This window comes from Mycobacterium sp. 20KCMC460 (assembly GCF_022179425.1).
Lineage (GTDB): Bacteria > Actinomycetota > Actinomycetes > Mycobacteriales > Mycobacteriaceae > Mycobacterium > Mycobacterium kiyosense.
Genome location: NZ_AP025524.1, coordinates 5,569,259 through 5,594,530 on the forward strand (window position 1 = coordinate 5,569,259; position 25,272 = coordinate 5,594,530).

The 25,272-nt window shown below is 68.3% G+C and carries 19 protein-coding genes and 1 pseudogene; 9 read left to right on the forward strand and 11 right to left on the reverse strand.

Going from position 1 to position 25,272, the window contains the following annotated elements; all coding sequences use genetic code 11:
* Positions 1–21: 21 nt before the first annotated feature.
* The 5 genes from MKCMC460_RS25585 to MKCMC460_RS25605 all read right to left on the reverse strand — a co-directional run bounded on the left by MKCMC460_RS25585 (position 22) and on the right by MKCMC460_RS25605 (position 5,295).
* Positions 22–600 carry an LGFP repeat-containing protein gene (locus MKCMC460_RS25585; protein ID WP_236977855.1) on the reverse strand — a complete coding sequence of 193 codons (579 nt, stop codon included), beginning with the start codon at positions 598–600 and terminating at the stop codon, positions 22–24.
* Between the two features lie 70 nt (positions 601–670).
* Positions 671–2,239: a bifunctional phosphoribosylaminoimidazolecarboxamide formyltransferase/IMP cyclohydrolase gene (gene purH / locus MKCMC460_RS25590; RefSeq protein WP_236977856.1), complete on the reverse strand. Its 1,569-nt coding sequence runs from the start codon at positions 2,237–2,239 to the stop codon at positions 671–673.
* Positions 2,236–2,865, reverse strand: coding sequence for a phosphoribosylglycinamide formyltransferase (gene purN / locus MKCMC460_RS25595; RefSeq protein ID WP_238305019.1), 630 nt, complete (start codon positions 2,863–2,865; stop codon positions 2,236–2,238). Before purN ends, purH begins: the two co-directional genes overlap by 4 nt.
* Before the next feature lie 61 nt (positions 2,866–2,926).
* On the reverse strand, positions 2,927–4,330 hold the full coding sequence (locus tag MKCMC460_RS25600; RefSeq protein ID WP_370653023.1) for a DUF6350 family protein: 1,404 nt from the start codon (positions 4,328–4,330) through the stop codon (positions 2,927–2,929).
* Between the two features lie 53 nt (positions 4,331–4,383).
* Complete coding sequence (locus MKCMC460_RS25605; protein ID WP_238305021.1) at positions 4,384–5,295, reverse strand: DUF5336 domain-containing protein; 912 nt, start codon at positions 5,293–5,295, stop codon at positions 4,384–4,386.
* Between the two features lie 253 nt (positions 5,296–5,548).
* Between MKCMC460_RS25605 and MKCMC460_RS25610 the strand changes: the two genes are divergently transcribed.
* Together MKCMC460_RS25610 and MKCMC460_RS25615 are read left to right on the forward strand one after the other, a co-directional pair.
* Positions 5,549–6,397, forward strand: a complete 849-nt coding sequence (locus MKCMC460_RS25610; protein ID WP_236977859.1) for an LLM class F420-dependent oxidoreductase — start codon at positions 5,549–5,551, stop codon at positions 6,395–6,397.
* A 116-nt stretch (positions 6,398–6,513) separates the two neighbouring features.
* Entirely contained in the window at positions 6,514–7,935 is a 1,422-nt protein-coding gene (locus tag MKCMC460_RS25615; RefSeq protein ID WP_238305022.1) for a PE family protein, read from the forward strand.
* Positions 7,936–7,960: 25 nt separating this feature from the next.
* Here the strand turns inward: MKCMC460_RS25615 and MKCMC460_RS25620 are convergent, their stop codons facing one another.
* Positions 7,961–9,487: an acetyl-CoA acetyltransferase gene (locus tag MKCMC460_RS25620; RefSeq protein WP_238305023.1), complete on the reverse strand. Its 1,527-nt coding sequence runs from the start codon at positions 9,485–9,487 to the stop codon at positions 7,961–7,963.
* 173 nt (positions 9,488–9,660) lie between these two features.
* Here MKCMC460_RS25620 and MKCMC460_RS31580 point away from each other — a divergent pair, with 173 nt between their 5' ends.
* The gene (locus MKCMC460_RS31580) at positions 9,661–11,013 is read left to right on the forward strand and encodes a PE family protein (protein WP_289624849.1); all 1,353 of its coding nucleotides are present in this window, start codon (positions 9,661–9,663) and stop codon (positions 11,011–11,013) included.
* Positions 11,014–11,388: 375 nt separating this feature from the next.
* A complete protein-coding gene (locus MKCMC460_RS25630; RefSeq protein ID WP_238305024.1) occupies positions 11,389–12,690 on the forward strand; it encodes a PE family protein in 1,302 nt (433 codons plus the stop codon).
* Positions 12,691–12,770: 80 nt separating this feature from the next.
* Here MKCMC460_RS25630 and sucD read toward each other — a convergent pair whose 3' ends face one another.
* Both sucD and sucC read right to left on the reverse strand, forming a co-directional pair.
* Positions 12,771–13,685 carry a succinate--CoA ligase subunit alpha gene (sucD, locus tag MKCMC460_RS25635; RefSeq protein WP_236977862.1) on the reverse strand — a complete coding sequence of 305 codons (915 nt, stop codon included), beginning with the start codon at positions 13,683–13,685 and terminating at the stop codon, positions 12,771–12,773.
* Positions 13,686–13,702: 17 nt separating this feature from the next.
* On the reverse strand, positions 13,703–14,866 hold the full coding sequence (gene sucC / locus MKCMC460_RS25640; RefSeq protein ID WP_238305025.1) for an ADP-forming succinate--CoA ligase subunit beta: 1,164 nt from the start codon (positions 14,864–14,866) through the stop codon (positions 13,703–13,705).
* 278 nt (positions 14,867–15,144) lie between these two features.
* Between sucC and MKCMC460_RS25645 the strand changes: the two genes are divergently transcribed.
* Both MKCMC460_RS25645 and MKCMC460_RS25650 read left to right on the forward strand, forming a co-directional pair.
* Positions 15,145–16,212 carry a M23 family metallopeptidase gene (locus MKCMC460_RS25645; protein ID WP_236977864.1) on the forward strand — a complete coding sequence of 356 codons (1,068 nt, stop codon included), beginning with the start codon at positions 15,145–15,147 and terminating at the stop codon, positions 16,210–16,212.
* 3 nt (positions 16,213–16,215) lie between these two features.
* The gene (locus MKCMC460_RS25650) at positions 16,216–16,785 is read left to right on the forward strand and encodes a hypothetical protein (protein WP_370653024.1); all 570 of its coding nucleotides are present in this window, start codon (positions 16,216–16,218) and stop codon (positions 16,783–16,785) included.
* 76 nt (positions 16,786–16,861) lie between these two features.
* On the opposite strand, the gene pcrA is transcribed toward MKCMC460_RS25650, so the two are convergent.
* Together pcrA and MKCMC460_RS25660 are read right to left on the reverse strand one after the other, a co-directional pair.
* Entirely contained in the window at positions 16,862–19,183 is a 2,322-nt protein-coding gene (pcrA, locus tag MKCMC460_RS25655; RefSeq protein WP_236977865.1) for a DNA helicase PcrA, read from the reverse strand.
* Between the two features lie 53 nt (positions 19,184–19,236).
* Positions 19,237–21,264: a PPE family protein gene (locus tag MKCMC460_RS25660; protein ID WP_236977866.1), complete on the reverse strand. Its 2,028-nt coding sequence runs from the start codon at positions 21,262–21,264 to the stop codon at positions 19,237–19,239.
* 375 nt (positions 21,265–21,639) lie between these two features.
* Here MKCMC460_RS25660 and MKCMC460_RS25665 point away from each other — a divergent pair, with 375 nt between their 5' ends.
* The 3 genes and pseudogenes from MKCMC460_RS25665 (at position 21,640) to pgi (ending at position 24,348) form a co-directional block, all read left to right on the forward strand.
* Entirely contained in the window at positions 21,640–21,954 is a 315-nt protein-coding gene (locus MKCMC460_RS25665) for a chorismate mutase (RefSeq protein WP_236977867.1), read from the forward strand.
* A 76-nt stretch (positions 21,955–22,030) separates the two neighbouring features.
* Positions 22,031–22,680, forward strand: a pseudogene (locus tag MKCMC460_RS25670) (alpha/beta hydrolase-fold protein).
* Positions 22,681–22,689: 9 nt separating this feature from the next.
* Entirely contained in the window at positions 22,690–24,348 is a 1,659-nt protein-coding gene (pgi, locus tag MKCMC460_RS25675; RefSeq protein ID WP_236977868.1) for a glucose-6-phosphate isomerase, read from the forward strand.
* A gap of 164 nt (positions 24,349–24,512) precedes the next feature.
* Here pgi and MKCMC460_RS25680 read toward each other — a convergent pair whose 3' ends face one another.
* Positions 24,513–25,262 (reverse strand): SDR family oxidoreductase, encoded by a 750-nt coding sequence (locus MKCMC460_RS25680; protein ID WP_238305026.1) that lies wholly within the window; start codon positions 25,260–25,262, stop codon positions 24,513–24,515.
* Positions 25,263–25,272 lie beyond the last annotated feature (10 nt).

Below are 25,272 nucleotides of genomic sequence, written 5' to 3' on the forward strand. Positions count from 1 at the left end.
GGCCCTCGCGCATTGCCTCGGTCAGCTGGTCGTGACGGTGGCGTCGGCGTCGCCCGGCTTCCAGGTGATGGTGCCGTGCTCGAACGTCGACTTGTAGGTGCCGTCCGGCTGCACCTGCTCGTCAGCGGTGGGGTAGCCCAGCTTGCCCTGCGAAGCCTGGTTGGCGTTCCACGCGTCGCGGATCTTGCCCCAGACGAAGTAGACCGGGCCACCATTGCGGTAGATCAGCACTCCGCCGTCGAACTGCTGGTAGACGCCGCTGTTGTCGAGGGTGTTCTTCTGGTTGTCGAAGGGCGCGCCGAGGTCCTTCTTCTGGGCCTCGGTCAGGGTCTGCCACTTCGCCAGAATGGGCCCTTCGACCGTGTACTGGGTGCCGTTGGCGCCGGGGATCTGGGTCGAGCTGGCCGCCGCACTCGAGCTGGGGCTCGACGCCGACGACGTCGCGCTGGATACTGCGCTCGAGGCCGCCGAGCTCGCCGAACTGGCGGAACTGGAAGCCCCGCCGGACTTGTTCGAGTTGCTGCAGCCGGCGCCGATCACACCGAATGCGGCAATCGCCGCAGCAAACGCCGCTGTTTGTCTGGTTATCGCACGCATCATTGCCTCCGAATCTTCAGTCCCGTCCCTAATTGACGATGCTTTCAGTTTCGGGGTCGCACGACAAGGGCCCTCAGTGCGCGAAGTGCCGGGCGCCGGTCAAATACAGCGTGATCCCAGCGTTGGCGGCGGCGGCGGTCACCTCGTCGTCGCGCACCGAACCGCCGGGGTGCACGATCGCCCTGACCCCGGCGGCGGTGAGCGTCTCGAGGCCGTCCGGGAACGGGAAGAACGCATCCGACGCGCCGACCGCTCCCCGGACCCGCTCGCCGCCACGCTCCACGGCAAGGCGGGCGGCGTCCACCCGGTTCACCTGGCCCATACCCACCCCGATGGTGGCGCCGCCGGCGACGATGACGATCGCGTTGGATTTCACCGCCCGGCAGGCCCGCCAGGCGAACACGAGGTCGGTCAGGGTGGCCGGGTCGGCGGGTTCGCCGGTGGCCAGGGTCCAGTTGTTGGGGTCGTCACCGGTGGCGTCGAGTTGGTCGCGCTGCTGGATCAGCAGTCCCCCGCTGATCGGACGCAGTTCGTGGGCGCCGCTGAGCGGTTCGGAGGCCACCAGCACCCGGATGTTCTTCTTCTTGGCCAACACCTCCACCGCACCCGGCTCGTAGGCGGGCGCGACGATCACCTCGGTGAAGATGGTGCTGACGTACTCGGCCATCTCCACGCTGACTTCGGTGTTGGCCGCGATCACCCCGCCGAAAGCACTCAACGGGTCGCATTCGTGGGCTTTGCGGTGCGCATCGGCAACCGAGATGTCGGAAATCGCGATGCCGCACGGGTTGGCGTGCTTGATGATCGCCACGCAGGTCTGCTCGTGGTCGAAGGCTGCCCGCCAGGCCGCGTCGGCATCGGTGAAGTTGTTGTAGGACATCTCTTTTCCGTGCAACTGCTCAGCCTGCGCCAGGCCCGGCCACGCGGCGGGGTCGGTGTAGAGGGCGGCCTGCTGGTGCGGATTCTCGCCGTAGCGCAGCGTCGCCGCTCGGCGCCAGTTGCGGGCGAAGAAATGCGGGAATTCCTGCGGGGGATCCTCGGGCGCGAGGTTGGACTGCATCCAGTTGGCGACCGCGATGTCGTATTCGGCGGTGTGCTGAAACGCCAGGGAGGCAAGCTTTTTGCGCTCGGCGAGGGTGAAGCCGCCGTGCCGTACCGCGGCCAGTACGCCGTCGTAGCCGCGCGGATCGGTTACCACGGCGACGCTGGGGTGGTTCTTGGCCGCCGCACGCACCATCGACGGACCGCCGATGTCGATCTGCTCGACGCATTCGTCTTCCGACGCACCGGATTCGACGGTCTGGGTGAACGGATAGAGGTTGACGACGACGAGTTGGAACGCCTCGATGCCGAGTTCAGCCAGCGCCTTCTCGTGGGCGGTCTTGCGCAGGTCGGCGAGCAGGCCGGCGTGCACCCGCGGGTGCAGGGTCTTGACGCGCCCGTCGAGCACCTCGGGGAAGCCGGTCAGTTCCTCGACCCGGGTCACCGGAATCGCTTTGTCCGCAATGGTCTTCGCGGTCGAACCGGTCGACACGATCTCGACGCCGGCGTCGGCCAGCCCCCGCGCCAGATCGACCAGACCGGTCTTGTCGTACACGCTGATCAACGCGCGGCGGATCGGCCTCTTGTCGATGGTGCTCATCCCAGGGTCGCCTTTCGTCCCGTCACCGTCACGCCGCGGGTGGCGATCGCGGCTACCACATCCACCAGCAGTTGTCGTTCCACGACCTTGATGCGTTCGTGCAGCGTCTCTTGGTCGTCGCCGTCGAGTACCTCGACGGGTTGCTGGGCCAATATCGGACCGGTGTCCACGCCGGCATCCACCAGATGCACCGTACAGCCCGTCACCTTGACACCGTAGGCCAACGCGTCGGCCACACCGTGCGCGCCCGGGAAGGCCGGCAGCAACGCCGGATGGGTGTTTACGGTACGGCCGGAGAATCGCGAAAGAAATTGCGGGCCAAGGATTCTCATGAATCCGGCGGACACTATCACGTCGGGGCGCTGCGCGGCGGTGGCGGCGGTGATGGCGCCGTCCCAGGCGTCGCGGCTCGGGTGGTCGCCGACCCGGACGGTGAAAGCGGGGATGTCGGCGGCGGCGGCGATCGTAGTGGCCCGGCAGTCGCGATCGACGCCGACGGCCACCACCCGGGCCGGATAGTCGCCTTGGGCCGCGTCGAGCAAGGAGTTGAGCAGCGAACCGGTGCCCGAGGCCAGCACCACCAGCCGCGCCGGTGCACTTGGGGGTACCCGGAGCGGTTCCTGCACACGGCGAGCCTAATCTGCCGCCGCCGAGTGTGCGTGGGGGGCTTTGGGTATGGATCCGGCCTCAGTCCCGGCTCTCGCGCGGGTGGCCGGACGACGGGTTGCCGCCGTCGTCGGGCAGGATCTCGTCGCCGACCGGGTTCGCGCCGCCGGTCGGGCTCTCCCCGCCGACCGGGGCGTCACCGTCGTCGGGCACATCTTCGTCGGCGTCGTCGGCGAACTCGCCGGCCTCGAGGTCGTGGTCGAAAGATCCCAGCAACGGATCTTCCTGGTCGTTGTCGGGCTCCGGCGCAACGGGCCGGGGGCGGGGACGTCGCCGCCGTCGCCGGACCCCGCCGGCCATTATGACGGTCATCGCGCCCACGACGGTGAACCAGAACAGCACCCCGAGGAACATCGCCGACAGATCCACGCCGACGTCGCCGAAGTTGCCCAACCGGCCGCCGCCACCTAACCCGAGCAACGTCATCATCAGCGCCCCGACCACCGCGGCGACCACCAGCTTGGCCATCGCCGCCGGCAATGGCAGCGGCCGCCGCGCGCACTGCTGCCCGACCGCCACCCCGGACGACGCACCCACGATCAGCAGCGCCACCCAGGCCGGACCCAGCTGCGGGGTGGGCGCGGCGGCCAAGATCGGCACCGCCGGCACGTCGCCGCCGAACACCGCGAACGCGCTGAAAGTCGCAAACCCGATATGAGCGCTGGAACCGACCGCAACCGCCGCGGCCCCCACCATGACGTTAGGCGTATAGAGCACCGACAGCACCGCAAGGTTGAACTGTCCCCAGATTGAATCGGTGATGCCGAACAGGTCCTGCATGGTCGCCCAATGCACCACCAGCGATCCCGTCGTCACCGCGCCGGAGAGACCCAGCAGGGCCAGCACTCCGGCGACGGAGGCGCGCAGTGCATCGCCCAGCCAGTTGGGCAACGGGGTCGCGGCCAGCGCACGCCGGCCGACCTGGGACCACACGCCGATCGTGGCGCCGATCAGATGTACCGCCAGCACGCTGGTGAACGCCCGCAGCGCGTTGGGCGTCTGCAGTTCGGTGAGCACCGACGAGGCGTCGTGGATGACCGCCAGCGCGATCGCCGTCATCAGCAGCGGCCCGCCCAGGGCTGAGGCCACCACCCACCGCACCACCAGCCACGACGAATACGGTGACGTCGCGCGCGCCGTGGTGCGTGCGGTGCCCCAGATCATCAGCAGCACCGGCAGTAGCGGCATGATGCCCAGGTCGCGGCCACCGATCGAGACCGGGACCTGGTGCACGCCGAGCCACATGCTGGCGATGGCGCCGAGGGCGCCGGTCATGTCGCTGTTGGCGATCAGCAGTTCCAGCAGCGTCACCGCGGCGATGATGACCAGCGCCACCACGGCCGGCGCGAACGCGACCCTGACCAGGTCACGTGCCTGACGGGCGCCTGCCCGATTGTCCCCGCGTCTTGCCGACACGCTGCTCACTCTTCGCGTGTCACTCTTCGTGCACCGACGCGACTAGGCGCGAAAGCGCATGGTTAGGCCGGCGCCGAACCAGGCTGGCCGTAGGACTGCTGTCCGCCGGACGGATTCGAGTAGTTGGCAGGCGCCGAGCCGCCGCCCTGTGAGTCGCTGCCGGCCGACACCGGTGGCGGCGGGCTGAAGCTGGGGAAGCCGGTGGGCGGGGTGTGCGTCGGCGGTCCCTGATGCTGCGGCTGGTTGACCACCTGGGTGGGCTGTGCCGCGAAACCACCGGATTGCGGGTTCGGGCTGGACGAGTAGCCGCCGTATTGCGACCCGTAGCCGGGCGCCTGGCCCGGGTTGGGCGTGGGCTGCTGTGCACCTGGCTGACCGTAGTACCCACCGGGCTGTGCGCCGTACTGGCCGTACTGACCGTATTGTCCGTAACCGCTGAACGGGTCGTATTTGGGACGCGGCGTCGGCGCGGTGATCACGCCGGCGTCCAGCAGCAACGCGCCGATCGCGGCCACCGCTTGGAACACGATGCAGACCAGGACGATCCACAGCGCCCAGCCGGCCGAGAAGCCCTCCGGTTTGTTGAACGTCGAGGAGATGATCAGCAGCACCGCCGCAACCGAAAGCACCGCCGCGACCGGTATGTAGTTCTTGACCTTCGGCAGCAGGCTCACCCCGGCCAGCAGCGCGGCCAGAATCGCCACCGGAACCGCGTACCCGGCATCCCCGTGCAGGTCGCCGGTGATCTCGGATTTATAGGTGAACATCGGGCCGAAGCTGAAGAAGTAAGCCAGCAGGCCCAACCCGAGCACCGCGCTGGCCAGAATCAGGCCCAGCTTGCTTTCGGGGGCGGCCGGTTCGGCCGCCGGCTGGGTGGCCACCGGGCCGGAGGCCGGGTTTGCCGCGGGGGTGCTGCCGCTGTAGGAGCCGCCCTGCTGGGATGGATAGCCGGGACTACCGGGCGAGTAGGTCATGGACTCCTCCTATTGCTTCCGGTCTGTTGCTTCCGGTTCGTTGCTTGCTTCTGGTGCTCTGCGAGCCGGGGCGGCGCCACTGCCGCCGTAGCAGGCAGTGCAGTGCCGCGCTGCCCGCGACGCGTTCCGATCACCCACGCTAGCGCACTGCGCCGGACAAATACCCCCGCCGGTCGCCGCAGCTCGCGCCGGTGGCCCCGGCTCGCGGGAGGGGTGCCTGCGGGCAAAAATAGAACACGTTCTAAATTGGGGCATGGACTACGGACTGGTTCTGTTCACCAGCGACCGCGGCATTGCCCCGGCGGCGGCCGCCAAATTGGCCGACGACCACGGTTTTCACACCTTCTACGTGCCCGAACACACCCATATCCCGATCAAGCGGGAGGCTGCCCACCCGACCACCGGTGACGAGACGCTGCCCGACGACCGCTATATGCGCACGCTGGACCCGTGGGTCAGCCTGGGCGCGGCCTCGGCGGTCACCAGGCGGGTCCGGTTATCCACCGCGGTGGCTCTGCCCGTCGAGCACGACCCGATCACGCTGGCGAAAAGTATCGCCACGCTGGACCATCTGTCCGGGGGCCGGGTCAGCCTCGGCGTCGGATTCGGCTGGAATACCGACGAGCTCGCCGACCACAACGTGCCGGCCGGGCGGCGTCGCACCATGTTGCGCGAGTACCTCGAGGCGATGCGCGCGCTGTGGACGCAGGAAGAGGCCGAGTACGACGGCGAGTTCGTGAAGTTCGGGCCGAGCTGGGCCTGGCCCAAGCCGGTGCAGGCGCACATCCCGGTGCTGGTGGGTGCGGCGGGCAACGAGAAGAACTTCAAGTGGATCGCGCGCAGCGCCGACGGCTGGATCACCACGCCACGGGATTTCGACATCGACGCGCCGGTGAAGTTGCTGCAGGACACTTGGGCGGCGGCCGGTCGCGACGGGGCGCCGCAGATCGTGGCCCTGGACTTCAAGCCGGATGCCGAGAAGCTGGCACGCTGGGCCGATCTGGGTGTGACCGAGGTGCTGTTCGGGCTGCCGGACAGCGACGAGGACAAGGTCGCGGCCTATGTAGAGCGATTGGCCGCCAAGCTGGCCAGCCTGGGGTAGCGCGAAGCTCTGCGGCGGGCGATCGACACGCAGGTAGCCCAATACTCGGTGCTGCCCATTCCCCGACGGCGATACTGATGCCCGGGACCGCCATCGTTCGCGTCGGAGGGTACGAAATGTCGTTCGTCATCGTGACACCTGATCTTGTGACCGCTGCTGCGTCGGATCTGTCGAATATCGGCCGGGCAATCGGCCAGGCCAATGCGGCGGCATCGGCACCGACGACTGAGCTGCTTGCGGCGGGCGCCGACGAGGTGTCGACGGCCGTCGCCGAGCTGTTCGGTGCGCACGCCCGGGTGTATCAGCAGCTGAGTGCGGATGCGGCCGCTTTCCACAGCCGATTCGCGGAATTGATGAGCACCGCCGCGGGGCAGTATGCGTCAGCCGAAGCCGCGGCCGCATCGCCCTTGCAGCAGGTACTCGACGCGATCAACGCGCCCACCCAGCTGCTGCTCGGGCGCCCGTTGATCGGCAACGGCGCGAACGCCGCCCCGGGTAGCGGCGCCAAGGGGGGCGACGGGGGGTTGCTGTTCGGCAACGGTGGCGCGGGCGGCTCCGGCCAGTCCGGAGTTCCCGGCGGAAATGGTGGGGCAGCCGGACTGTTCGGCAACGGCGGAGCCGGCGGCAGCGGCTCTGGAAATGGCGGGACCGGCGGCCTCCTGTTCGGCAACGGCGGAGCCGGCGGACCTGGATTCAACGGCGGCAATGGCGGCGCCGCCGGTCTGTTCGGTAACGGAGGCGCCGGTGGCGCGGGCACACCCGGCATACCTGGGAACGGCGGAATGGGTGGTACCGGAGGTGCCGGCGGAATGATCTTCGGCTCCGGCGGGATCGGCGGCGGCGGGGGCGCCGGGTTGGAGGAAATCACCAACAGCATCGGCGGCGCCGGCGGAACCGGCGGCAGCGCCGGCATGTTCGGGTTCGGCGGCGCCGGCGGCACGGGCGGGTTCGGCCGGCTTGCCGGCGGCGCCGGCGGAACCGGCGGAGCCGGCGGCACCCTGCTCGGAGTCGGCGGGGCCGGCGGCACCGGCGGGCCGGCCTCGGCGATGTACCCGGGCAATCCCGCCGGCGTCTTTGCAGGCTACGGCGGAACCGGCGGAACCGGCGGCACCGGCGGAATCCTCTACGGAGTCGGCGGCACCGGCGGCAACGGCGGATACGGCTACGTTGGCGGGTTGGGCGGCGACGGCGGCAGCGGTGCACTGCTGGGCGGCGACGGCGGCGAAGGCGGCGCCGGCGGGTACGGACTGATATACGGCGGTCACGGCGGTCACGGCGGGCACGGCGGCACCATCATCGGCTCCGGCGGCAACGGCGGCGTCGGCGCGACTTCTCGCTACCCGTTTGCCGCGGCCGCCGGCGGCGTCGCCGGTGGCGACGGCGGCGACGGTGGCGATGCGGGGCTGTTCGGCATCGGCGGCAGCGGCGGCAACGGCGGCCGCATTGCCGGCAATCCCGCGATAAGCGGCGAGGGTGGTGCGGGCGGCGCGGGCGGGCCGTTGTTCGGCCTCAACGGGTTGGCCGGCCTGCACGGCTGACGCCGGATCCCGCGCCGCGGAACCGTCAGCCCGGCAGGCAGCGGTTGCCGTAGTCGAAGGACTTCACCTGCACCGGCTTGCCGAGCGGATCCCCGTCGATCAGCTGCGCCAGTAGGTCGTCGTCCTCGGTGGTGGCCAGGAAGCGGCTGCCGTCGGCGTCCAGTCGGCCGATGATGATTCCGGTGGGCCGGCCGCCGTCGCGGCGCACGGTGTAGGTCTCGATGACGCCGGCGCCGTCGGGCGACTCGGTGACCGGCACGGTGGGCCGACTGTCGATCTGGGTCTGCAACGCGGCGCTGCGATCGGCACGCCAGGGCGCTGGTGCGGTGGAATAGATCCCGACCGAGTACTTGCTCTGGATGCCGCCGTTGGCCCCGACGAGACCGAATTGCCCTGGCGCACTTCGCATCCGGGCCACCGTCTCGGCGACGCCGTGCATCGAGTAGTTGTTGCCCGCGCCACCGAAGTACGGCAGTCCGCCGGTCAGGGTCAGCCCGCGGGGGTCGTCGGTGGCAATCCCGAGGCCGTCGCAGAAGTTGAACACCGGCACCGGGAAGCAGCTGTAGAGGTCGAAGGTGGCGATGTCGTCGACGCCGATGCCGGCCACCTCGAGAGCCTCGCGCGCCGCCAACACGGCCGCCGGGTAGCTGCCCAAGTCCTCGCGCTGCAGGAACGGCTGCGACTCGAGATCGGCGTGCCCGCGCAGATACACCCACTTGTCCTCGGGCACACCGAGTCGCCGCGCCGCTGCCACCGACATCAGTAACGCCGCCGCGCCCTGGTTCACCTGGTCACGCGCGACCAGCAACCTCGGATAAGGCTCGGTGATCATCCGGTTGCTCTCGGTGACGGTGATCAGTTCGTCGACGGTCCGTTCGACCGGCGCCGCGGAAAACGGGTTGGCGGCAGCAACTTTGGTGAACGGCGAGAACAGCTCGCCCATCCGCCGCAGATACTCGGCCGGCCCCAGCCCGGTGCCGGCCCGCCGGGCGTTCTCCATCAACGCGTACTGGGTGGGCGCGTCCACCAGGCCGTGGATCACGGTGTAGCGCGAGATCAGCTTCTCGATGCCCGGCCCGCGGTCTTCCAGGTCGCCTTCGACGGTCTCGCTGAAGTCCGGCTTGTCGTCGCGCCCCGCGAAATAGCGCAGGGTAGACGTCGCGTCCGAACCGAAGATCAGGGCGACCTCCGAGTGGCCCGCGGCGATCTCCCCGGCCAACTCGGTGATCAGATGCTGCGGCCCCTGCCCGCCGACGATCTCCAGGATCGCGCGCCGCGGTTCGGCACCGATCCGTTTTGCCACCGAGCGGGGGTAGTTATTGGATCGGCCCAGCGGGGCCGTGGCCACCGGCCCGGAGATCTCGAACTGCCGGGTGGCCGCGATGGTGTCGATCTCGGTGGCCACCGCTGTGGCGCCGGAGTCGTCCAGCGCGGCCTGGGCCGCGGCGGCGGCCAGTTCGACCGGTGACATGGCCCGGTATCCGGGGTCGTCGATGCGTTCGGCGGCCTGCCCGACGCCGACGATGACGGGCGTCCGGGGGTCTAAATTCATAGCCTTACTATCTACCGGAGTGGCAGCAGACGCAAAATCCCCCTGTCTTGGGTTAGAAAAGGCGATTTTGCGTCAGCCCGGCGAAAACTTGGGATCGGTAGCCGGCAGGGTGACAATACGGTTCTGCTTATCGGGGACCAGCGGGCGGTCGCCGCAGCATTCGGAGGCCGGAAATGGCGTATGTAATCGCGGTACCCGAGTTCCTGACGGCGGCGGCATCGGATTTGGCAAATATCGGCTCGGCGATTAGTGCGGCCAATTCGGCGGCGACGGTCCCGACTTCGACGCTGCTGGCCGCCGCCGGCGATGAGGTGTCGGCGGCGGTCGCGGCGTTGTTCAGCGCACACGCGCAGGCCTACCAGGACCTCAGCGTCGGCGCGGCGGAGTTTCACCAGCAATTCGTCCAACTCCTGACCTCTGGGGCCGGCACCTACGCGACCGCCGAGACAGCGAACGCCAATTCCCTGCTCGCTGCGATCAATGACCCATTCCTGCGGTTCTTGGGCCGCCCACTGATCGGCGACGGCGCCAACGGCGTCGACGGAACCGGCGCCAGCGGCCAGAACGGCGGGCTGCTGTGGGGCAGCGGCGGCAACGGTGGAGCCGGCGCCGCCGGCCAGAACGGCGGCAGCGGCGGTGACGGCGGCTTCCTCTACGGCAACGGCGGCCGTGGCGGAGCCGGAGGTGCCGTTCCTAACGGCTTCGCCGGCTCCGGCGGCAACGGCGGCAACGCCGTCGGCCTCTTCGGCAACGGCGGTCCCGGCGGGATCGGCGGGGCCGGCGGGACCGGCGTGGCCGGCGACGGCGGCAACGGGGGCAGTGGCGGGCTCCTGCTGGGCAACGGGGGTGCCGGCGGTGCCGGCGGGCGGGGCTTCGTCGCTGGCTGGGGCGGGTTCGGCGGCGACGGACTCGGGCTGCTCTACGGTGCCGGCGGCGCCGGCGGCGGCGGTGGCGAGACCCCGTTCAACGGCGGCGTCCCCGGAGTGGGCGGCACCGGCGGCAGCGGCAACGTCCTGTTCAACCTGATCAGCACCGGCGCCGACGGTGGTGCCGGCGGGGCAGCAGCCGGCACCACCACCGGCGGCCAGGGTGGCCAGGGCGGTGGCGGCGCCGGCCAGCTGTTCGGGTTGGGCGGCAACGGCGGGGCCGGCGGGGCAAACCTCGGCTCCGGCCACGGCGGCCCGGGCGGAAACGGCGGCGACGGCGGCGCCTACTTCGGAATCGGTGGCTCCGGCGGCGTCGGTGGAGCCTCGGGGGCGGGTGGCACGGGTGGCGTCGGCGGCATCGGCGGGCTCGGCGGACTGATCTTCGGGCTCGGCGGCGCCGGCGGCAACGGCTTCGGTGCGTCCAATCTGGCTATCGGAGGCAACGGCGGCCAGGGCGGCTACGGCGGCGTCATCTTCGGCATCGGTGGGCCCGGCGGCAACGGCGGCATAGGGGCTACCCCGGGCATCGGCGCCCCCGGTGGCTTCGGTGGCTATTTCTTGGGCGGCCCGATCGGACGGCCCGGGGTGACCCCGCTGTGAACCAGTCCTACGCAACGCGAAATCGTCGCGGGGTCGGCAGCGACGGCGGCGACGCGGGACTGATCGGGAACGGCGGCAATGGCGGCTACGCGCCGTTCTGGGCGCCCCTCAGTACGCCCAGCGCCGGCGGGCAGGGCGGGCTGCTGCTGGGCGCGGCCGGCCTGCCCGGCTACCCGGCAGCTAACCAAACAGTCACAGCGGCGGGTCTGCGGCGATGGCTCCGGTGCGGCTTCCTGCGTCTGCGGGTGAAACCTACTCGTGTGAACTCGATGTGCATTCGCCTGGATCGTCCTATTATCCAAGTCAGCCGATCACATCAATTTGACTTGTTCGGGCGACGTCTTAATCAATCTGGCCACATGCGGGAGGTGGCAGGTGTCGTTTGTCATTGCAGCGCCAGAGTTTGTGACGGCGGCGGCTTCGGATCTGGCAAATATCGGCTCTACTATCCGGGCGGCAAATGCGGCCGCGGCCGGATCGACCTCGCAGGTGTTCGCCGCGGGCGCCGACGAAATCTCGGCGGCCGTGGCCGCGCTGTTCGAGGCGCATTCCCAGAGCTATCAGGTGCTCAGCGCTCAGGCAGCGGCATTCCACGACCAGGTTGCTCAACTCATGAGCGCAGGTGCGGGCCAATACGCGATGGCCGAGGCTGCGGCCGCTACTCCGCTGCAATCTGTTGAGCAACAGTTGCTGGACGTAATCAACATGCCCACGAACCTACTGCTGGGACGTCCGCTGATCGGCAACGGAGCCAACGGAGCCCCGGGGGCCGACGGCCAGGCCGGCGGCCTCCTGATCGGCAACGGCGGAGCAGGCGGGGCCGGCACCACCGCCCATCCCACCGGCGGGAATGGCGGTGCCGGCGGGATCTTCGGCTCGGGCGGAATCGGCGGAACCGGCGGGTCCAAGGGCGCCGGCGGCAACGGCGGCGCCGGCGGGTTGTTCGGCAATGGCGGCGCTGGGGGCAGCGGCGGATTCAGCGGTGCCGGCGGCGCCGGGGGGTCGGCCGGGCTGTTATTCGGCACCGGCGGTGTCGGCGGTGCCGGCGGACTCGCAGTCGACGGCGCCGGTGGGGCAGGCGGCGCCGGCGGAGCCGGCGGATTGTTCGGCACCGGCGGAGCCGGCGGGCGCGGCGGCACCGGTAGCTCTGGCGCCTTGGGTACCGCCGGACCCGGTGGCGCGGGCGGCGCCGGTGGCGCCGGCGGAATCGTCCTGGGTTCCGGCGGAAATGGCGGCGCCGCCGGGGATGGGTTTGCGGGGCCCGGGGCGACCGGCGGAGCCGGCGGCCACGGCGGATTCCTCAACGGCACCGGCGGCATCGGCGGCGCAGGCGGATTCGGCGGAACCGGCGGAACCGGTGGGGCAGGCGGTGGCGGCGGCACGCTGTCCGGCTCGGGCGGCGCCGGCGGCCTCGGTGGCGCGGGCGGCAACACCGGGGGCACCGGCGGCGCCGGCGGCGACGCGGGCTTGCTGTTCGGTGACGGCGGTACTGGCGGCTCCGGAGGATCCGCGATCACCAAAGGCGGCAACGGCGCACCCGGTGGACACGCCGGTCTGATCGCCGGTTTCGGCGGAAACGGTGGCAACGGGGGACCCGGAAACCAGGTGGGCAAGGGCGGCGCGGGCGGCGACGGGGGGCAGTTGCTCGGGGCGCCAGGCGCGCCCGGTTTGCCCTAGCGCGACCTGCACCAGCCCCATCAGCAGACGCGAAATCCCCCATTTCGGCACGAATGGGGGATTTTGCGTCTGTTCGCGATCTACAGCGTCTGGAGGATCTCCCGGGCCAGCGCCGCCGTCTCGGACGGCGTCTTGCCGACCTTCACCCCGGCCGCCTCCAACGCTTCCTTCTTGGCGGCCGCGGTGCCCGACGAGCCGGACACGATCGCACCCGCGTGGCCCATCGTCTTGCCCTCCGGCGCGGTGAAGCCCGCGACGTAGCCGACCACCGGCTTGGTGACGTTGGCCTTGATGAAGTCGGCGGCCCGCTCCTCGGCGTCGCCGCCGATCTCCCCGATCATCACGATCAGCTTGGTGTCGGGGTCCTTCTCGAACGCCTCGATGGCGTCGATGTGGGTGGTGCCGATCACCGGGTCGCCGCCGATGCCGATCGAGGTGGTGAAGCCGAAATCGCGCAGCTCGTACATCATCTGGTAGGTCAGCGTGCCCGACTTGGACACCAGGCCGACCGGGCCGGGCCCGGTGATGTTGGCCGGGGTGATGCCCACCAGCGACTGTCCGGGGCTGATGATGCCCGGGCAGTTCGGCCCGATGATGCGGGTCTTCGGAGTCTTGCCGCCACCTTTTTGTAGGTTGTAGGCCCACGCATATGCGCTGTCCTGCACCGGAATTCCCTCGGTGATGACCACCAGCAGCGGGATCTCGGCGTCGATGGCCTCGATCATCGCGTCCTTGGCGAATTTCGGCGGCACGAAGATGATCGACACGTCGGCGCCGGTCTTCTCGATGGCCTCGACGACGGTGCCGAACACCGGCAACTCCACGGGGTTGCCGTCAACGTCCTTGTGCGACACCGTCGTTCCCGCCTTGCGGGCGTTGACGCCGCCGACGATCTGGGTGCCCGCCTTGAGCATCCGCGCGGTGTGGGTGGTGGCCTCGCCGCCGGTGATGCCCTGGACGATGACCTTGTTGTCCGAGTTCAGAAAGATAGCCATTGGGTCATGTCTCCTTGTCAGGCGTTCGCCAGCTCGGCGGCTTTGTCGGCACCGGCGTCCATGGTCTCGGCCTGGATCACCAGCGGGTGGTTGGCCTCGGCCAGGATTCGCCGGCCCTCCTCGACGTTGTTGCCGTCCAACCGGACCACCAACGGCTTGTTGGCCTCGTCGCCCAGGATCTCCAGCGCCTTGACGATGCCGGTGGCCACCGCGTCGCAGGCGGTGATTCCGCCGAAGACGTTGACGAACACGCTCTTGACCTCGGGGTCGCCCAGGATCACGTCCAGCCCGGCAGCCATCACCTCGGCCGAGGCGCCGCCGCCGATGTCCAGGAAGTTGGCCGGCTTGACCCCGCCGTGCTTCTCACCGGCGTAGGCGACGACGTCCAGCGTCGACATGACCAGGCCGGCGCCGTTACCGATGATCCCGACCTCGCCGCTGAGCTTGACGTAGTTGAGGTCGTGCTCCTTGGCCTTGAGTTCCAGCGGGTCGGTGGCCTCTTTGTCCTCGAACTCGGCGTGGCCGGGCTGGCGGAAGTCGGCGTTGGCGTCCAGGGTGACCTTGCCGTCCAGCGCCAGGATCCGGTCGTCAGGCGTGCGCACCAGCGGGTTGACCTCGACCAGGGTTGCGTCTTCGCCGACGAACACGTCCCATAGCTTCGCGATCGTGACCGCGGCCGCGTCGAGCACCTCGGCCGGCAGGTGGCCCTGTTCGGCGATCGAGCGCGCGAAGGCCAGGTCGACACCCTTGACGGCGTCCACCGGCACCTTGGCCAGCCGGTCGGGCTTGGTCGCTGCGACCTCCTCGATCTCCATGCCGCCCTCGACCGAGCACATCGCCAGGTAACTGCGATTGGCCCGGTCCAGCAGGAATGAGACGTAGTACTCCTCGGCGATGTCGCTGGCCTCGGCGACCAGCAGCTTCTTCACGATGTGGCCCTTGATGTCGAGGCCGAGGATGTTCTTGGCGTGCTCGTAGGCCTCGTCCGGAGTGGCGGCGTACTTCACCCCGCCGGCCTTGCCCCGTCCGCCCACCTTCACCTGGGCCTTGACCGTCACGGGCTTGCCGACTTCTTCGGCGATGGCGCGCGCGCCTTCGGCGGTGTCGGTCACCCGGCCCTGCGTGCCGGGCACACCGTGTTTGAGGAACAACTCCTTGGCTTGATATTCGAAAAGATCCATTGGGCGTCACTGCCTTCGCTCGGCTTGCTTACTAGGCCAATTGGTGGCGGTGCCGGTAATCGGCAACTCGCACGCAGGCACTGTATCCACATGCCGAACGAGGCCCGTCGCCGCATCCGATCGCTGTGGCATACGTCACGTATGATTCGGGCGCTTCAAACGTGATCCAAGTCACAAAATTGGCCGGTTTTGGCACCGAGGTTGCCAGTCCCATACGTTTGCGGATACCTTCTCAAAGGTCCAGATAACGTTATGGTCACGATACAAGGACATTCAGGTTGTCCCAGCACCGTTTCGCCCGCACTGCCGCAGCCGGCTCGACTCTCGCATCCCGGGATCGCTGGCCGCATCACCACCGCAACGAAGTCACCGAGATCATCCCGTTAGATGGGTTTGATGAACTCGACGACATGGAACTCGCCGATCTGGACGAGCTGGACTTCGGAGAAGCCGAGTTCGACACCTCGGCGCAGCTGCTGCAGGCACCCGAACTCGACGATCTGGACGACACCGACAACCTGAGCCCGCTGTGGCTGGCCGCGCCCGTCACCGAGGTGCTGCCCCCGGTCGCTGCCGACGACCCGCGCCCGCCGCGCATTGTCCGTACGCACACCACGAACGTCACCCCGGTGCCCCGCCGCGGCGGAAGCCACCGCAAGCAACCCACCAGCGCCGCCAAGGGCCGCATGCTGATCGGGGCGATGGCCGCCGGCGCCGCGGCCGCAGCCACCCACTCGGCGCTCAACCAGTCGGACGCGCCGAAGATCGAGACGGTGCTGACCGCCAACGCTTCCACGATGTCCGGCGGCTCCGGCACCAACGGGCCGCGCGGCGTCCAGGTGGTGGCCGCGCAGCCGGGCAATGTCGCGGTGCACAACGAGGAGTTCGCCCGCGGGGTGGCCTTCGCGCAAGAGCGCGCGCAGCGTGAGGCACGGCTGCAGCAGCCGCTCTTCGTGATGCCGACCAAAGGCATCTACACCTCGAACTTCGGCTACCGGTGGGGCGTGCTGCACGCCGGCATCGACCTGGCCAACTCGATCGGCACCCCGATCTACGCAGTGTCCGACGGCGTCGTGATCGACGCCGGGCCGACAGCCGGCTACGGCATGTGGGTCAAGCTGCTGCACGCCGACGGCACCGTCACCCTCTACGGCCATGTCAACACAACTCTGGTCAGCGTCGGAGAGCGGGTGATGGCCGGCGACCAGATCGCGACGATGGGCAACCGGGGCTTCTCCACCGGGCCGCATCTGCACTTCGAGGTACTGCTGGGCGGCACCGAGCGAATCGACCCGGTGCCGTGGCTGGCCAAGCGAGGACTGTCCGTCGGCAACTACGCCGGCTGACCAGTGACCGCGCCGAACGACCCCGCCGACGCCGCCGCACCCGAATCGCAAGAGTCAACCGAGGAACCACGGACTCGGATCATCAGGCGCGCGCCGACGGCGCCGCTGCCGCCGATCGCGTCGCCGCCCACCACCCAGCTTCCGCGCAGCCCAACGTCTTTGGATGCGCGGACCGGCGTACCGCCGCTGCCCGGCCTGTTGCCTCCCGCGCCGCTTGCCCGGACGGCCGTGGCGGCCAGTGCGGTGAGCATCGTCAGCGGCTGGGCCACTTCGGTGGTCGCCACCGACCTGATCGCCGGCTGGTGGCACACCGACCGGTTGTTCTGCGTCGCGGTCGGATTCCTGGCCATGGTCTTCGCGATCACCACGGTCTCCGGGGTGATCACGCTGCTGCTGCACCGCCCGGTCGGGCGGTACCTGATCATGGCCGGCGCAGCCGTCGCGCTGTTGACGTATCTGGGCGTGTTCATCGCCGGGGCGCGCGTGGCGTGGGTGGTGCATGCGCTGCCGCTGCTGCCGGTCGCCAGCGCCGTGCTGGCGTCGCTCCCGGAAACGAAGCGTTGGGTCGACTAGCCGGGTCAGGCGCCGGAACTGCACCGGGACAAGACTTCTCGCGCTTCGGCCCCGGGCCTGCCTCGGGGCCGAACGCTCACAGCTTGCTGATCGGGGCGTGGTTGTGCATCAGCTTCACCCGGCCCGCGCTGCCGAAGTCGATCAGCGACATCGCCGATTCGCCGGCGCCGGAGACTTCCTCGACCCGCCCCAGACCGTACTTGTCGTGCGTCACCCGATCACCGGGCTCCAGCACGATCAGTGGGCGCTTGCCCGCCCCGGAACGCGCCGGTGCGACGCGCGGCGTACCGAACCGGCCGGCGCCGCTCACCGGCGCACTGAACGACGGCTTCGGCGCGACGCGGCGCCAGTCGATGAGCTGTTGCGGAATCTCGCGCAGGAACCGCGATTCCGGGTTCAGCATCGGCTGTCCCCACGATGACCGGACGATGGCCCTGCTCACGTACAGCCGCTGCCGGGCCCGGGTGATGCCGACATAGGCCAGCCGCCGTTCCTCGGAAAGCTCCACCGGGTCGTCCAGCGCCCGCATGTGCGGGAACATCCCGTCCTCCCAGCCGGTCACGAACACCACCGGGAACTCCAGGCCCTTGGCGGTGTGCAGCGTCATCAGCGTGACGACGCCGGAGCTGTGCTCGGGGATCTCGTCGCTGTCGGCGACCAGCGACACCCGCTCCAGGAACGCGGCCAACACCCCGGTGTCGGGGACGTCTTCGGTGTCGGTCTCGGATTCCAGTGCGGCCGCTTCGTTGGTTTGCAAGGCCCGGTCGATGCTGAATTCGTGTGCGACGCTGACGAGTTCGTTGAGGTTGTCCAGCCGCGCCAGCTCCTGCGGGTCGGTCGAGGACTCCAGCTCGCGCCGGTATCCGGTGCGCTCCAGCACCGCCTCGACCAGATCACCGAGGTCGTCGTCGAGATGCCCGCGCAGTTCGTCGAGCAGTTCGACGAAACCGGCGATGCACTTCTCGGCGCGAGAGTTGAGCATCGGCACCTTGCCGGCGGCGGCGGCCTGCAGTGCGTCGGCGAAGCTGGCGCCGGTGTTCTCGGCGTACACCGCCACGCACGCCTCGGCTCGCTCGCCGATGCCGCGGCGCGGCGTGTTCAGGATGCGCCGCATGCTGACCGCGTCGCCGGGGTTGTCCAGCACCCGCAGGTAGGCGACGATGTCGCGGATCTCTTTGCGCTCGTAGAAGCGCACTCCGCCAACGACTTTGTACGGGATCCCGGCCCGGATGAACACCTCTTCCAGCGAGCGCGAGGAGTTGTTGGTGCGGTAGAACACTGCGACGTCGTTGTAGGTGATCTCACCCCGGTCGGCCAGCGCGTCGATCTCGTCGGCCACGAAGCGGGCCTCGTCGTGCTCGTTGTCGGCGACGTAGCCCACGATCAGTTCGCCCTCGCCGGCGTCGGTCCACAGCCGCTTTTCGCGGCGCCCGGAGTTGCGGGCGATCACCGAGTTGGCCGCCGACAGGATGTTCTGCGTCGAGCGGTAATTCTGTTCCAGCAGAATCGTTGTCGCGTCCGGGTAGTCGCGCTCGAAGTCCTCGATGTTGCGAATGGTGGCGCCGCGGAAGGCGTAGATGGACTGGTCGGCGTCACCGACCACACACAGCTCGGCCGGCGGCACGTCGTCCTGGGCATCGTGGCCGACCAACTCGCGCACCAGCACGTATTGCGCGTGGTTGGTGTCCTGGTATTCGTCGACCAGCACGTGCCGGAACCGCCGCCGGTAGTACTGCGCGATATCCGGGAACGTCTGCAGGACCGCGACGGTCTCGCCGATCAGATCGTCGAAGTCCAGTGCGTTGGCCGCGCGCAGCCGCCGCTGGTATTCGCCGAAGACGGCGGCGACGGTGCGGGTCAGCTCGTCGGACTCGTCGGTCAGGTTCGCCACCGCCTGGTGCGGGTCGATCAGTTCGTTCTTCAGATTGGAGATGGCGTTGGCCAACAACCGCGGCGAGTACCGCTTGATGTCCAGTCCCATGTCGCGGCCGATCATCTGCAGCAGCCGGCGCGAGTCGTCGGCGTCGTAGATGGAGAAGTTGGAGTTCAGTCCCTCGATCAGCGCGGCCTGGTTGCGCAGTATCCGCACGCAGGACGAGTGGAACGTCGACACCCACATGTAGCGGGCACGGGGACCGACGAGGTTGACCACCCGTTCGCGCATCTCGGCGGCGGCTTTGTTGGTGAAGGTGATCGCCAGGATCTGGCCGACGCTGACGCCGCGCTCGGCGATCAGGTAGGCGATGCGGCGGGTCAGCACCGCGGTCTTGCCCGAGCCGGCGCCCGCGACGATCAGCAGCGGCGAACCCTGATGGACCACCGCCTGGCGTTGTTGCGGGTTGAGGCCCTCCAGCAGTTGGTCGGCTTCGGATTTTGCGTCAGCAGCGTGCACACTCATGTCGGTCCAAACTTACCGCCGTCCACCGACGGCCTACCCGGCAACCGATCGAGTCACCCGGCGATGGGCAACGGGAGCCGGTTGACCCAACTTGCGAACCCGGATTGCTGGTTGCCCTGGTGGAATCCGCCCGAGCTGCCGTTACCGGAGTTGGCCAGACCGGAGTTACCGGTGCCGGTGTTGCCGTATCCGGAGTTGTCGGTGCCGGTGTTCAGGAAGCCCACGTTGCCCGGCCCGCCGCCGTTAGCCCAACCGATGCTGAGGTTGGCCGTGTTCGAGATACCGACGTCGTTGGTGCCCGAGTTGAAGAATCCCGTGTTGTTGGCGTTGGTGTTCTGGAACCCGGTCTGGTTGTTGCCGACGTTTCCGTAACCCTCACTGTTGTTGCCGGTGTTCTGGAATCCCGAGGTGTTGTTTCCGTGGTTGTTGAATCCGGACGTGCCGGTGCCGACGTTGCCGAAGCCCGAACTCGACGCGCCGGTATCGGTGGCGCTGCCGAACCCGGTGTTGACATCGCCGGCATTGCCGCCACCGGTGTTGACGTTGCCCGAGTTCCAGATTCCGGTGTTGGTGTTGCCCGAGTTTCCGTAGCCGGTGTCGCCCGAACCCGAATTGCCGAAGCCCACGCTGCTGCTGCCGGAGTTACCGAAGCCCACGGTTCCGCTGGCGCCGGAGTTCAGCCCGCCTACCGCGAAGCTGCCGGCGTTGCCGAATCCGACGTTGTCGTGGCCGGCGTTCCAGAACCCCAGATCGCCGGCGCCGGAGTTGCCGAACCCGAAGCCGGTGTTGGCGGAGTTCGCCCAGCCGGTGTCCAGGCTGCCGGTGTTCCAGAAGCCGGTGTTGGTGCTGCCGGCGTTGCCGAAACCGGTGTTGAAATTGCCCGAGTTTCCGAACCCGAAGTTGCCGTTGCCGGAGTTGAAGAAGCCGACGTTGTTGTTGCCGGAATTGAAGAGTCCGATATTGCCGCTGCCTGAATTCAGCAGGCCGGCGAAGTTGATACCGACCTGGTTGTCGCCGGACAGCCCGATGCCGAAGTTGTTGTTGCCGGTGTTGCCGAAGCCCAGGTTGTTGTTGCCGAGATTGCCGAAGCCGATGTTGCTCAGACCGTTGTTGCCGATCCCGATGTTGAGGTTGTTGGTGTTGCCGAAGCCGAAGTTGTTAGCGCCGCGGTTGCCGAAGCCGTAGTTGGTGTTCCCGAAGTTCCCGCTGCCGATGTTGTAGTTGCCGGTGTTGCCGCTGCCGACGTTTCCGCTGCCGCTGTTTCCGCCGCCGACGTTGCCGCCCCCGGTGCTGGAGTAGTTGCCGAAGCCCACGTTGGCGTTCCCGCGGTTTCCGCCGCCGAGGTTGCTGCTGCCGATATTGCCACTGCCCAGGTTGAAGCTGCCGGTGTTGCCGTCGCCGACGTTGAGGTTTCCGTTGGCGTTTCCACTGCCCAGGTTGAGGTTGCCCTTGTTGCCGCCGCCGAAATTCACACTGCCGGTGTTGCCGCTGCCAAGGTTCAGGCTGCCGATGTTGCCCAGCCCGAGGTTCGCGGCACCGATGTTGCTCGCGGACGCGAGCGCGGGAAGCACCTGCTGCCAGGGCAACAACGCCTCGGCCACCGCCGACACCCCGCTGTGGTAACCGAACATCGCCGCGACGTCCTGGGCCCACATCTCCTCGTACACGCCCTCAGCGGCCGCGATGGCCGGGGCGTTCTGGCCGAACAGATTCGACAGCACCAGCTGCACAACCTGCGAGCGGTTGAGCGCAACCGCCACCGGCTGCACCGTCGCCGCCCGGGCCGCCTCGAAGACTCCGGCCACGGTGCGTGCGAGTCCCGCCGCACCCGCCGCCTGCGCGGCCGCGGCATTGAGCCAGCTCGCGTAGGGGGCCGCCGCGGCCGCCATCGCCATGGACGCCGGCCCCTGCCATGCGGCGGCCGTCAGTCCCGACGTCAATGCACCGAAAGACGTTGCCGCCGAATCGAGTTCCCCGGCCAGGCCCTCCCAGGCGGCTGCGGCCTCCAACATCGGCATCGATCCCGCTCCGGAGAACATCCGCAGCGAGTTGATCTCGGGGGGCAGCAACGAAAACGTCATCAGCACATTCCTTCCCCGCCCTTCCGAGGGCGTCAATATGGCGGATGGAATTCTAGGTCGCAGCCCGGCGTCCGCACCGGCGTTTCTTCAGAACCGATCCGATCGCTCGGTGGCGACCAGTTGATCTGCAGGACAACGCCGATCGGCGGGCGGCGGCGACGGGCGCGGCTCGCTCCCGGTTGGCGAACGCGGGGAATTTGCGCCAAGTTTTTGCGCGGGCGCGGCCCTTAGTGGCACACTCGACGCGTGCTCAACACGCAGCCTCGATTTTTTTACGGGTACCCGACAGCGGTGCCCGTGGTCTAGCTGCTTTTCGCAGAGCCCCGTGGTCCGCTTCGGATTCGGGGCTCGTCTCTTGTGTGAGGCCCGAACCGGATGAGACCAGACCCCCCACCTCACGAAAACACGGAGATTGCAGAGATGAACACCGAGACCCTCGATTCCGAAGAGCTCAGCATCGAAGAATTGCGCGCGGAGATCGACCGCCTGGACGCCGAGATCCTGGCCGCGGTCAAGCGTCGCGCCGAAGTATCCCAGGCGATCGGCCGGGCGCGGATGGCATCGGGCGGCACCCGTCTGGTGCACAACCGCGAAATGAAGGTCATCGAGCGTTACAGCGAGCTGGGTCCCGAGGGCAAAGATCTCGCGATGCTGCTGCTGCGGTTGGGACGGGGACGGCTCGGCCACTAAGAGTCGGCCTCTAATCGGTTGCGACCGTCGTTACATTCGGCTGATTCCGGCTTTGCTGGGGTAAATTTCGCCGAAAATGGTTACGGCATCGACAGCTGGGCTTTCGCCGTTGCGCCGGTTGAGATTCCTGTCGGCCGCAGCGTTGCTCGCTCTGCTGGGTGGGGTGTCGGGTACGGGTTCCTCGGCGGCGTGGTCGCGGCAAGGCCAGCCGTACCTGCTCGACGGGATGCTGGCCCGAGACGACTTCAACGGCTGGGACATTCACCTTCCGGTGTTCGAATGGTTCGGCCAGTCCGGTCTGTCCCTGGTGATGCCGGTCGGCGGGGAGGCCAGCTTCCGCTCGAATTGGTACCGGCCCGCCGTCGGCAGCGGCGGCACCCACACCTACAAGTGGGAGACGTTTCTCGCCGACGAACTACCTCAGTGGCTGGCGACCAACGGCCAACGACCCGACGGTCAACGTGCCGAAAATGGTCGCCAACAACACCCGCGTCTGGGTGTACACCGGCAACGGCGGCGACCGGCACAAAGCTGGATGCCAGCCTGCTGGAGAGCGCCACCCGGATCAGCAACAAGGTCTTCGCCGCCAGATACCAGGCCAAGGGCGGTACAACGGCGTCTTCAACTTTCCAGACAGCGGCGCTCACCTGGCAGTACTGGGGTGAACAGTTGCAGACGATGCTGCCGGATCTGCAGCAAGTGCTCGGTAGCGCGGGGCCGCATTAGGGTCGAACTATGACCTCCCAGCCATCAGACATCACCGCCACCTCTGAGTGGGACGCCCTGCGCAAGCACCACGACCAGATCGGTTCAACCCACCTGCGGCAGTTGTTCGCCGACGATCCCAAGCGCGGCCGCGACCTGACCCTGACGGTCGGCGATCTGTACATCGACTACAGCAAACATCGCATCACCCGCGAGACGATAGAGCTGCTGATCGACCTGGCTCGCGCGGCGGGGCTGGAGCAGCGCCGCGACGCCATGTTCGCCGGCGAACACATCAACACCTCGGAGGACCGCGCGGTGCTGCACACCGCGCTGCGGCTGCCGCGCAACGCACAGCTGGAGGTCGACGGCCAGAACGTGGTCAGGGACGTGCACGAAGTGCTCGATGCGATGGGTGACTTCACCGATCGGCTGCGCAACGGCGACTGGACCGGGGCCACCGGCGAGCGGATCCGCACCGTGGTCAACATCGGCATCGGCGGCTCGGACCTGGGCCCGGTGATGGTGTACCAGGCGTTGCGGCACTACGCCGACGCGGGGATCTCGGCGCGTTTCGTCTCCAACGTCGACCCGGCCGACCTGGTCGCCACCCTGGCCGACTTGGAGCCTGCCACAACACTTTTCATCGTCGCGTCGAAGACGTTCTCGACGCTGGAGACGTTGACCAATGCGACGGCGGCGCGGCGCTGGCTCACCGATGCGCTGGGTGACAGCGCGGTGGCCAAGCACTTCGTCGCGGTCTCCACCAACAAGCGACTGGTCGACGAATTCGGGATCAACACCGACAACATGTTCGGGTTCTGGGACTGGGTCGGCGGACGCTACTCGGTGGACTCGGCGATCGGGCTTTCGGTGATGGCCGTCATCGGCCGAGAAGCGTTCGCAGACTTCCTTGCCGGGTTCCGCATCGTTGACGAGCATTTCAAGACCGCGCCGCTGAAGTCGAATGCCCCTGCGCTGCTTGGTCTTATCGGCCTGTGGTACTCGAACTTCTTGGACGCCCAATCCCGGGCGGTTCTGCCGTACTCCAACGACCTGGCCCGGTTCGCGGCCTATCTGCAGCAGCTGACCATGGAATCGAACGGCAAGTCCATCCGCGCCGACGGTACCCCGGTCACCACCGACACCGGCGAAATCTATTGGGGTGAGCCGGGAACCAACGGTCAGCACGCTTTCTACCAGTTGCTGCACCAGGGCACCCGGTTGATTCCGGCCGACTTCATCGGGTTCAGCCAGCCCCTCGACGACCTGCCCACCGCCGAGGGCGACGGCAGCATGCACGACCTGTTGATGAGTAACTTCTTCGCCCAGACCCAGGTGCTGGCGTTCGGCAAGACCGCCAAGGAGATCGCGGCCGAAGGCACCCCGAAGGACGTGGTGCCGCACAAGGTGATGCCCGGAAATCGGCCGTCGACCTCGATCCTGGCAAACCGTCTGACGCCGTCGGTGCTGGGCCAGTTGATCGCGCTGTACGAGCACCAGGTGTTCACCGAGGGTGTGGTGTGGGGTATCGACTCGTTCGACCAGTGGGGTGTGGAACTGGGCAAGACACAAGCCAAGGCGCTGTTGCCGGTGATCACCAGCGAGGCGTCGCCGGCCAAACAGACCGACAGCTCAACGGACGCGCTGGTGCGCCGCTATCGCGCCGAACGCGGCCGGGTGGAGTAACGCCAGCGCCCCGACGGCCCCGAGCCCCGAGTGCCGACCGCCGACCGCCGACCGCCGAGCGCCGAGCGCCGAGCGCGAATTTCACGACACGACACGCCGTTTCGGCGTCGCGGATTTCACACTGGGCGGCTGGAGTTGGGTCGGGCGAACGGGCTGGGATCGGGTCAGGCGAAGGGTTTGGTCAGCTGCGGCGGCAGCACCCGCATCAGCTGCACCAGCGGCGCCCACGGCCACCACGGAATCGCGGCCCGGCCGGGCTCGCGTTCGATGGCGCCGACGAGCGCCTTGACGCCGGTTTCGTTGTCCACCATCAGCATTGTGCTGTTCGACTTGGCCGTCATCTCCGACTCGATGTAGCCCGGCTCGATCACCGACACCTTGATCGGCCCCTTCGCATACTCGGCGCGCAGCGATTCACCGAGTGACCGCAGGCCGGCTTTGCTTGCGGCATAGGCGGCTTTGACGCCCGGGACGCCCTTGTTGCCGAGCACGGACGAAATCAGCACCAGGTGACCCGAACCGCTCTTCTGGAACATCTCCAGCGCGGTCTCGATCTGGACCAGCGCCGCGATCAGATTGGTCTCTAGCGTCGCCTTGTTGGCCCACACCTTGCCGGAGCCCAGCCGGGCACCTTTGCCGATGCCGGCGTTGACGATCACCCGGTCGATGCCGCCGAGCTCGTCGCTGAGCTCGGCGAACACCTTGGGCACCTGCTCGTGGTCGTTGACGTCCAACTGCGCCACCGCGACTTTGATCGACGGATACCGTTGTGTCAGTTCGTCTTTGAGCTCATCGAGGCGGTCGGTGCGGCGGGCGCACAGCGCCAGGTCGCGCCCTTTGGCGGCGAAGGCCCGCGCCATCCCGGCGCCCAGGCCGGAACTGGCTCCGGTGATCAAAATTTTCTGACGAGTCACCCGCGCAGCA

What these genes read in the sequence shown, in the direction of transcription:
- sucC (WP_238305025.1), bottom strand. Translation starts at nt 14,866, where the DNA reads ATGGATCTTTTCGAATATCAAGCCAAGGAGTTGTTCCTCAAACACGGT.
- MKCMC460_RS31580 (WP_289624849.1), top strand. Translation starts at nt 9,661, where the DNA reads ATGGCGTATGTAATCGCGGTACCCGAGTTCCTGACGGCGGCGGCATCG.
- pgi (WP_236977868.1), top strand. Translation starts at nt 22,690, where the DNA reads ATGACCTCCCAGCCATCAGACATCACCGCCACCTCTGAGTGGGACGCC.
- sucD (WP_236977862.1), bottom strand. Translation starts at nt 13,685, where the DNA reads ATGGCTATCTTTCTGAACTCGGACAACAAGGTCATCGTCCAGGGCATC.
- MKCMC460_RS25660 (WP_236977866.1), bottom strand. Translation starts at nt 21,264, where the DNA reads ATGACGTTTTCGTTGCTGCCCCCCGAGATCAACTCGCTGCGGATGTTC.
- MKCMC460_RS25615 (WP_238305022.1), top strand. Translation starts at nt 6,514, where the DNA reads ATGTCGTTCGTCATCGTGACACCTGATCTTGTGACCGCTGCTGCGTCG.
- pcrA (WP_236977865.1), bottom strand. Translation starts at nt 19,183, where the DNA reads ATGAGTGTGCACGCTGCTGACGCAAAATCCGAAGCCGACCAACTGCTG.
- MKCMC460_RS25610 (WP_236977859.1), top strand. Translation starts at nt 5,549, where the DNA reads ATGGACTACGGACTGGTTCTGTTCACCAGCGACCGCGGCATTGCCCCG.
- purH (WP_236977856.1), bottom strand. Translation starts at nt 2,239, where the DNA reads ATGAGCACCATCGACAAGAGGCCGATCCGCCGCGCGTTGATCAGCGTG.
- MKCMC460_RS25665 (WP_236977867.1), top strand. Translation starts at nt 21,640, where the DNA reads ATGAGACCAGACCCCCCACCTCACGAAAACACGGAGATTGCAGAGATG.
- MKCMC460_RS25585 (WP_236977855.1), bottom strand. Translation starts at nt 600, where the DNA reads ATGATGCGTGCGATAACCAGACAAACAGCGGCGTTTGCTGCGGCGATT.
- MKCMC460_RS25605 (WP_238305021.1), bottom strand. Translation starts at nt 5,295, where the DNA reads ATGACCTACTCGCCCGGTAGTCCCGGCTATCCATCCCAGCAGGGCGGC.
- MKCMC460_RS25620 (WP_238305023.1), bottom strand. Translation starts at nt 9,487, where the DNA reads ATGAATTTAGACCCCCGGACGCCCGTCATCGTCGGCGTCGGGCAGGCC.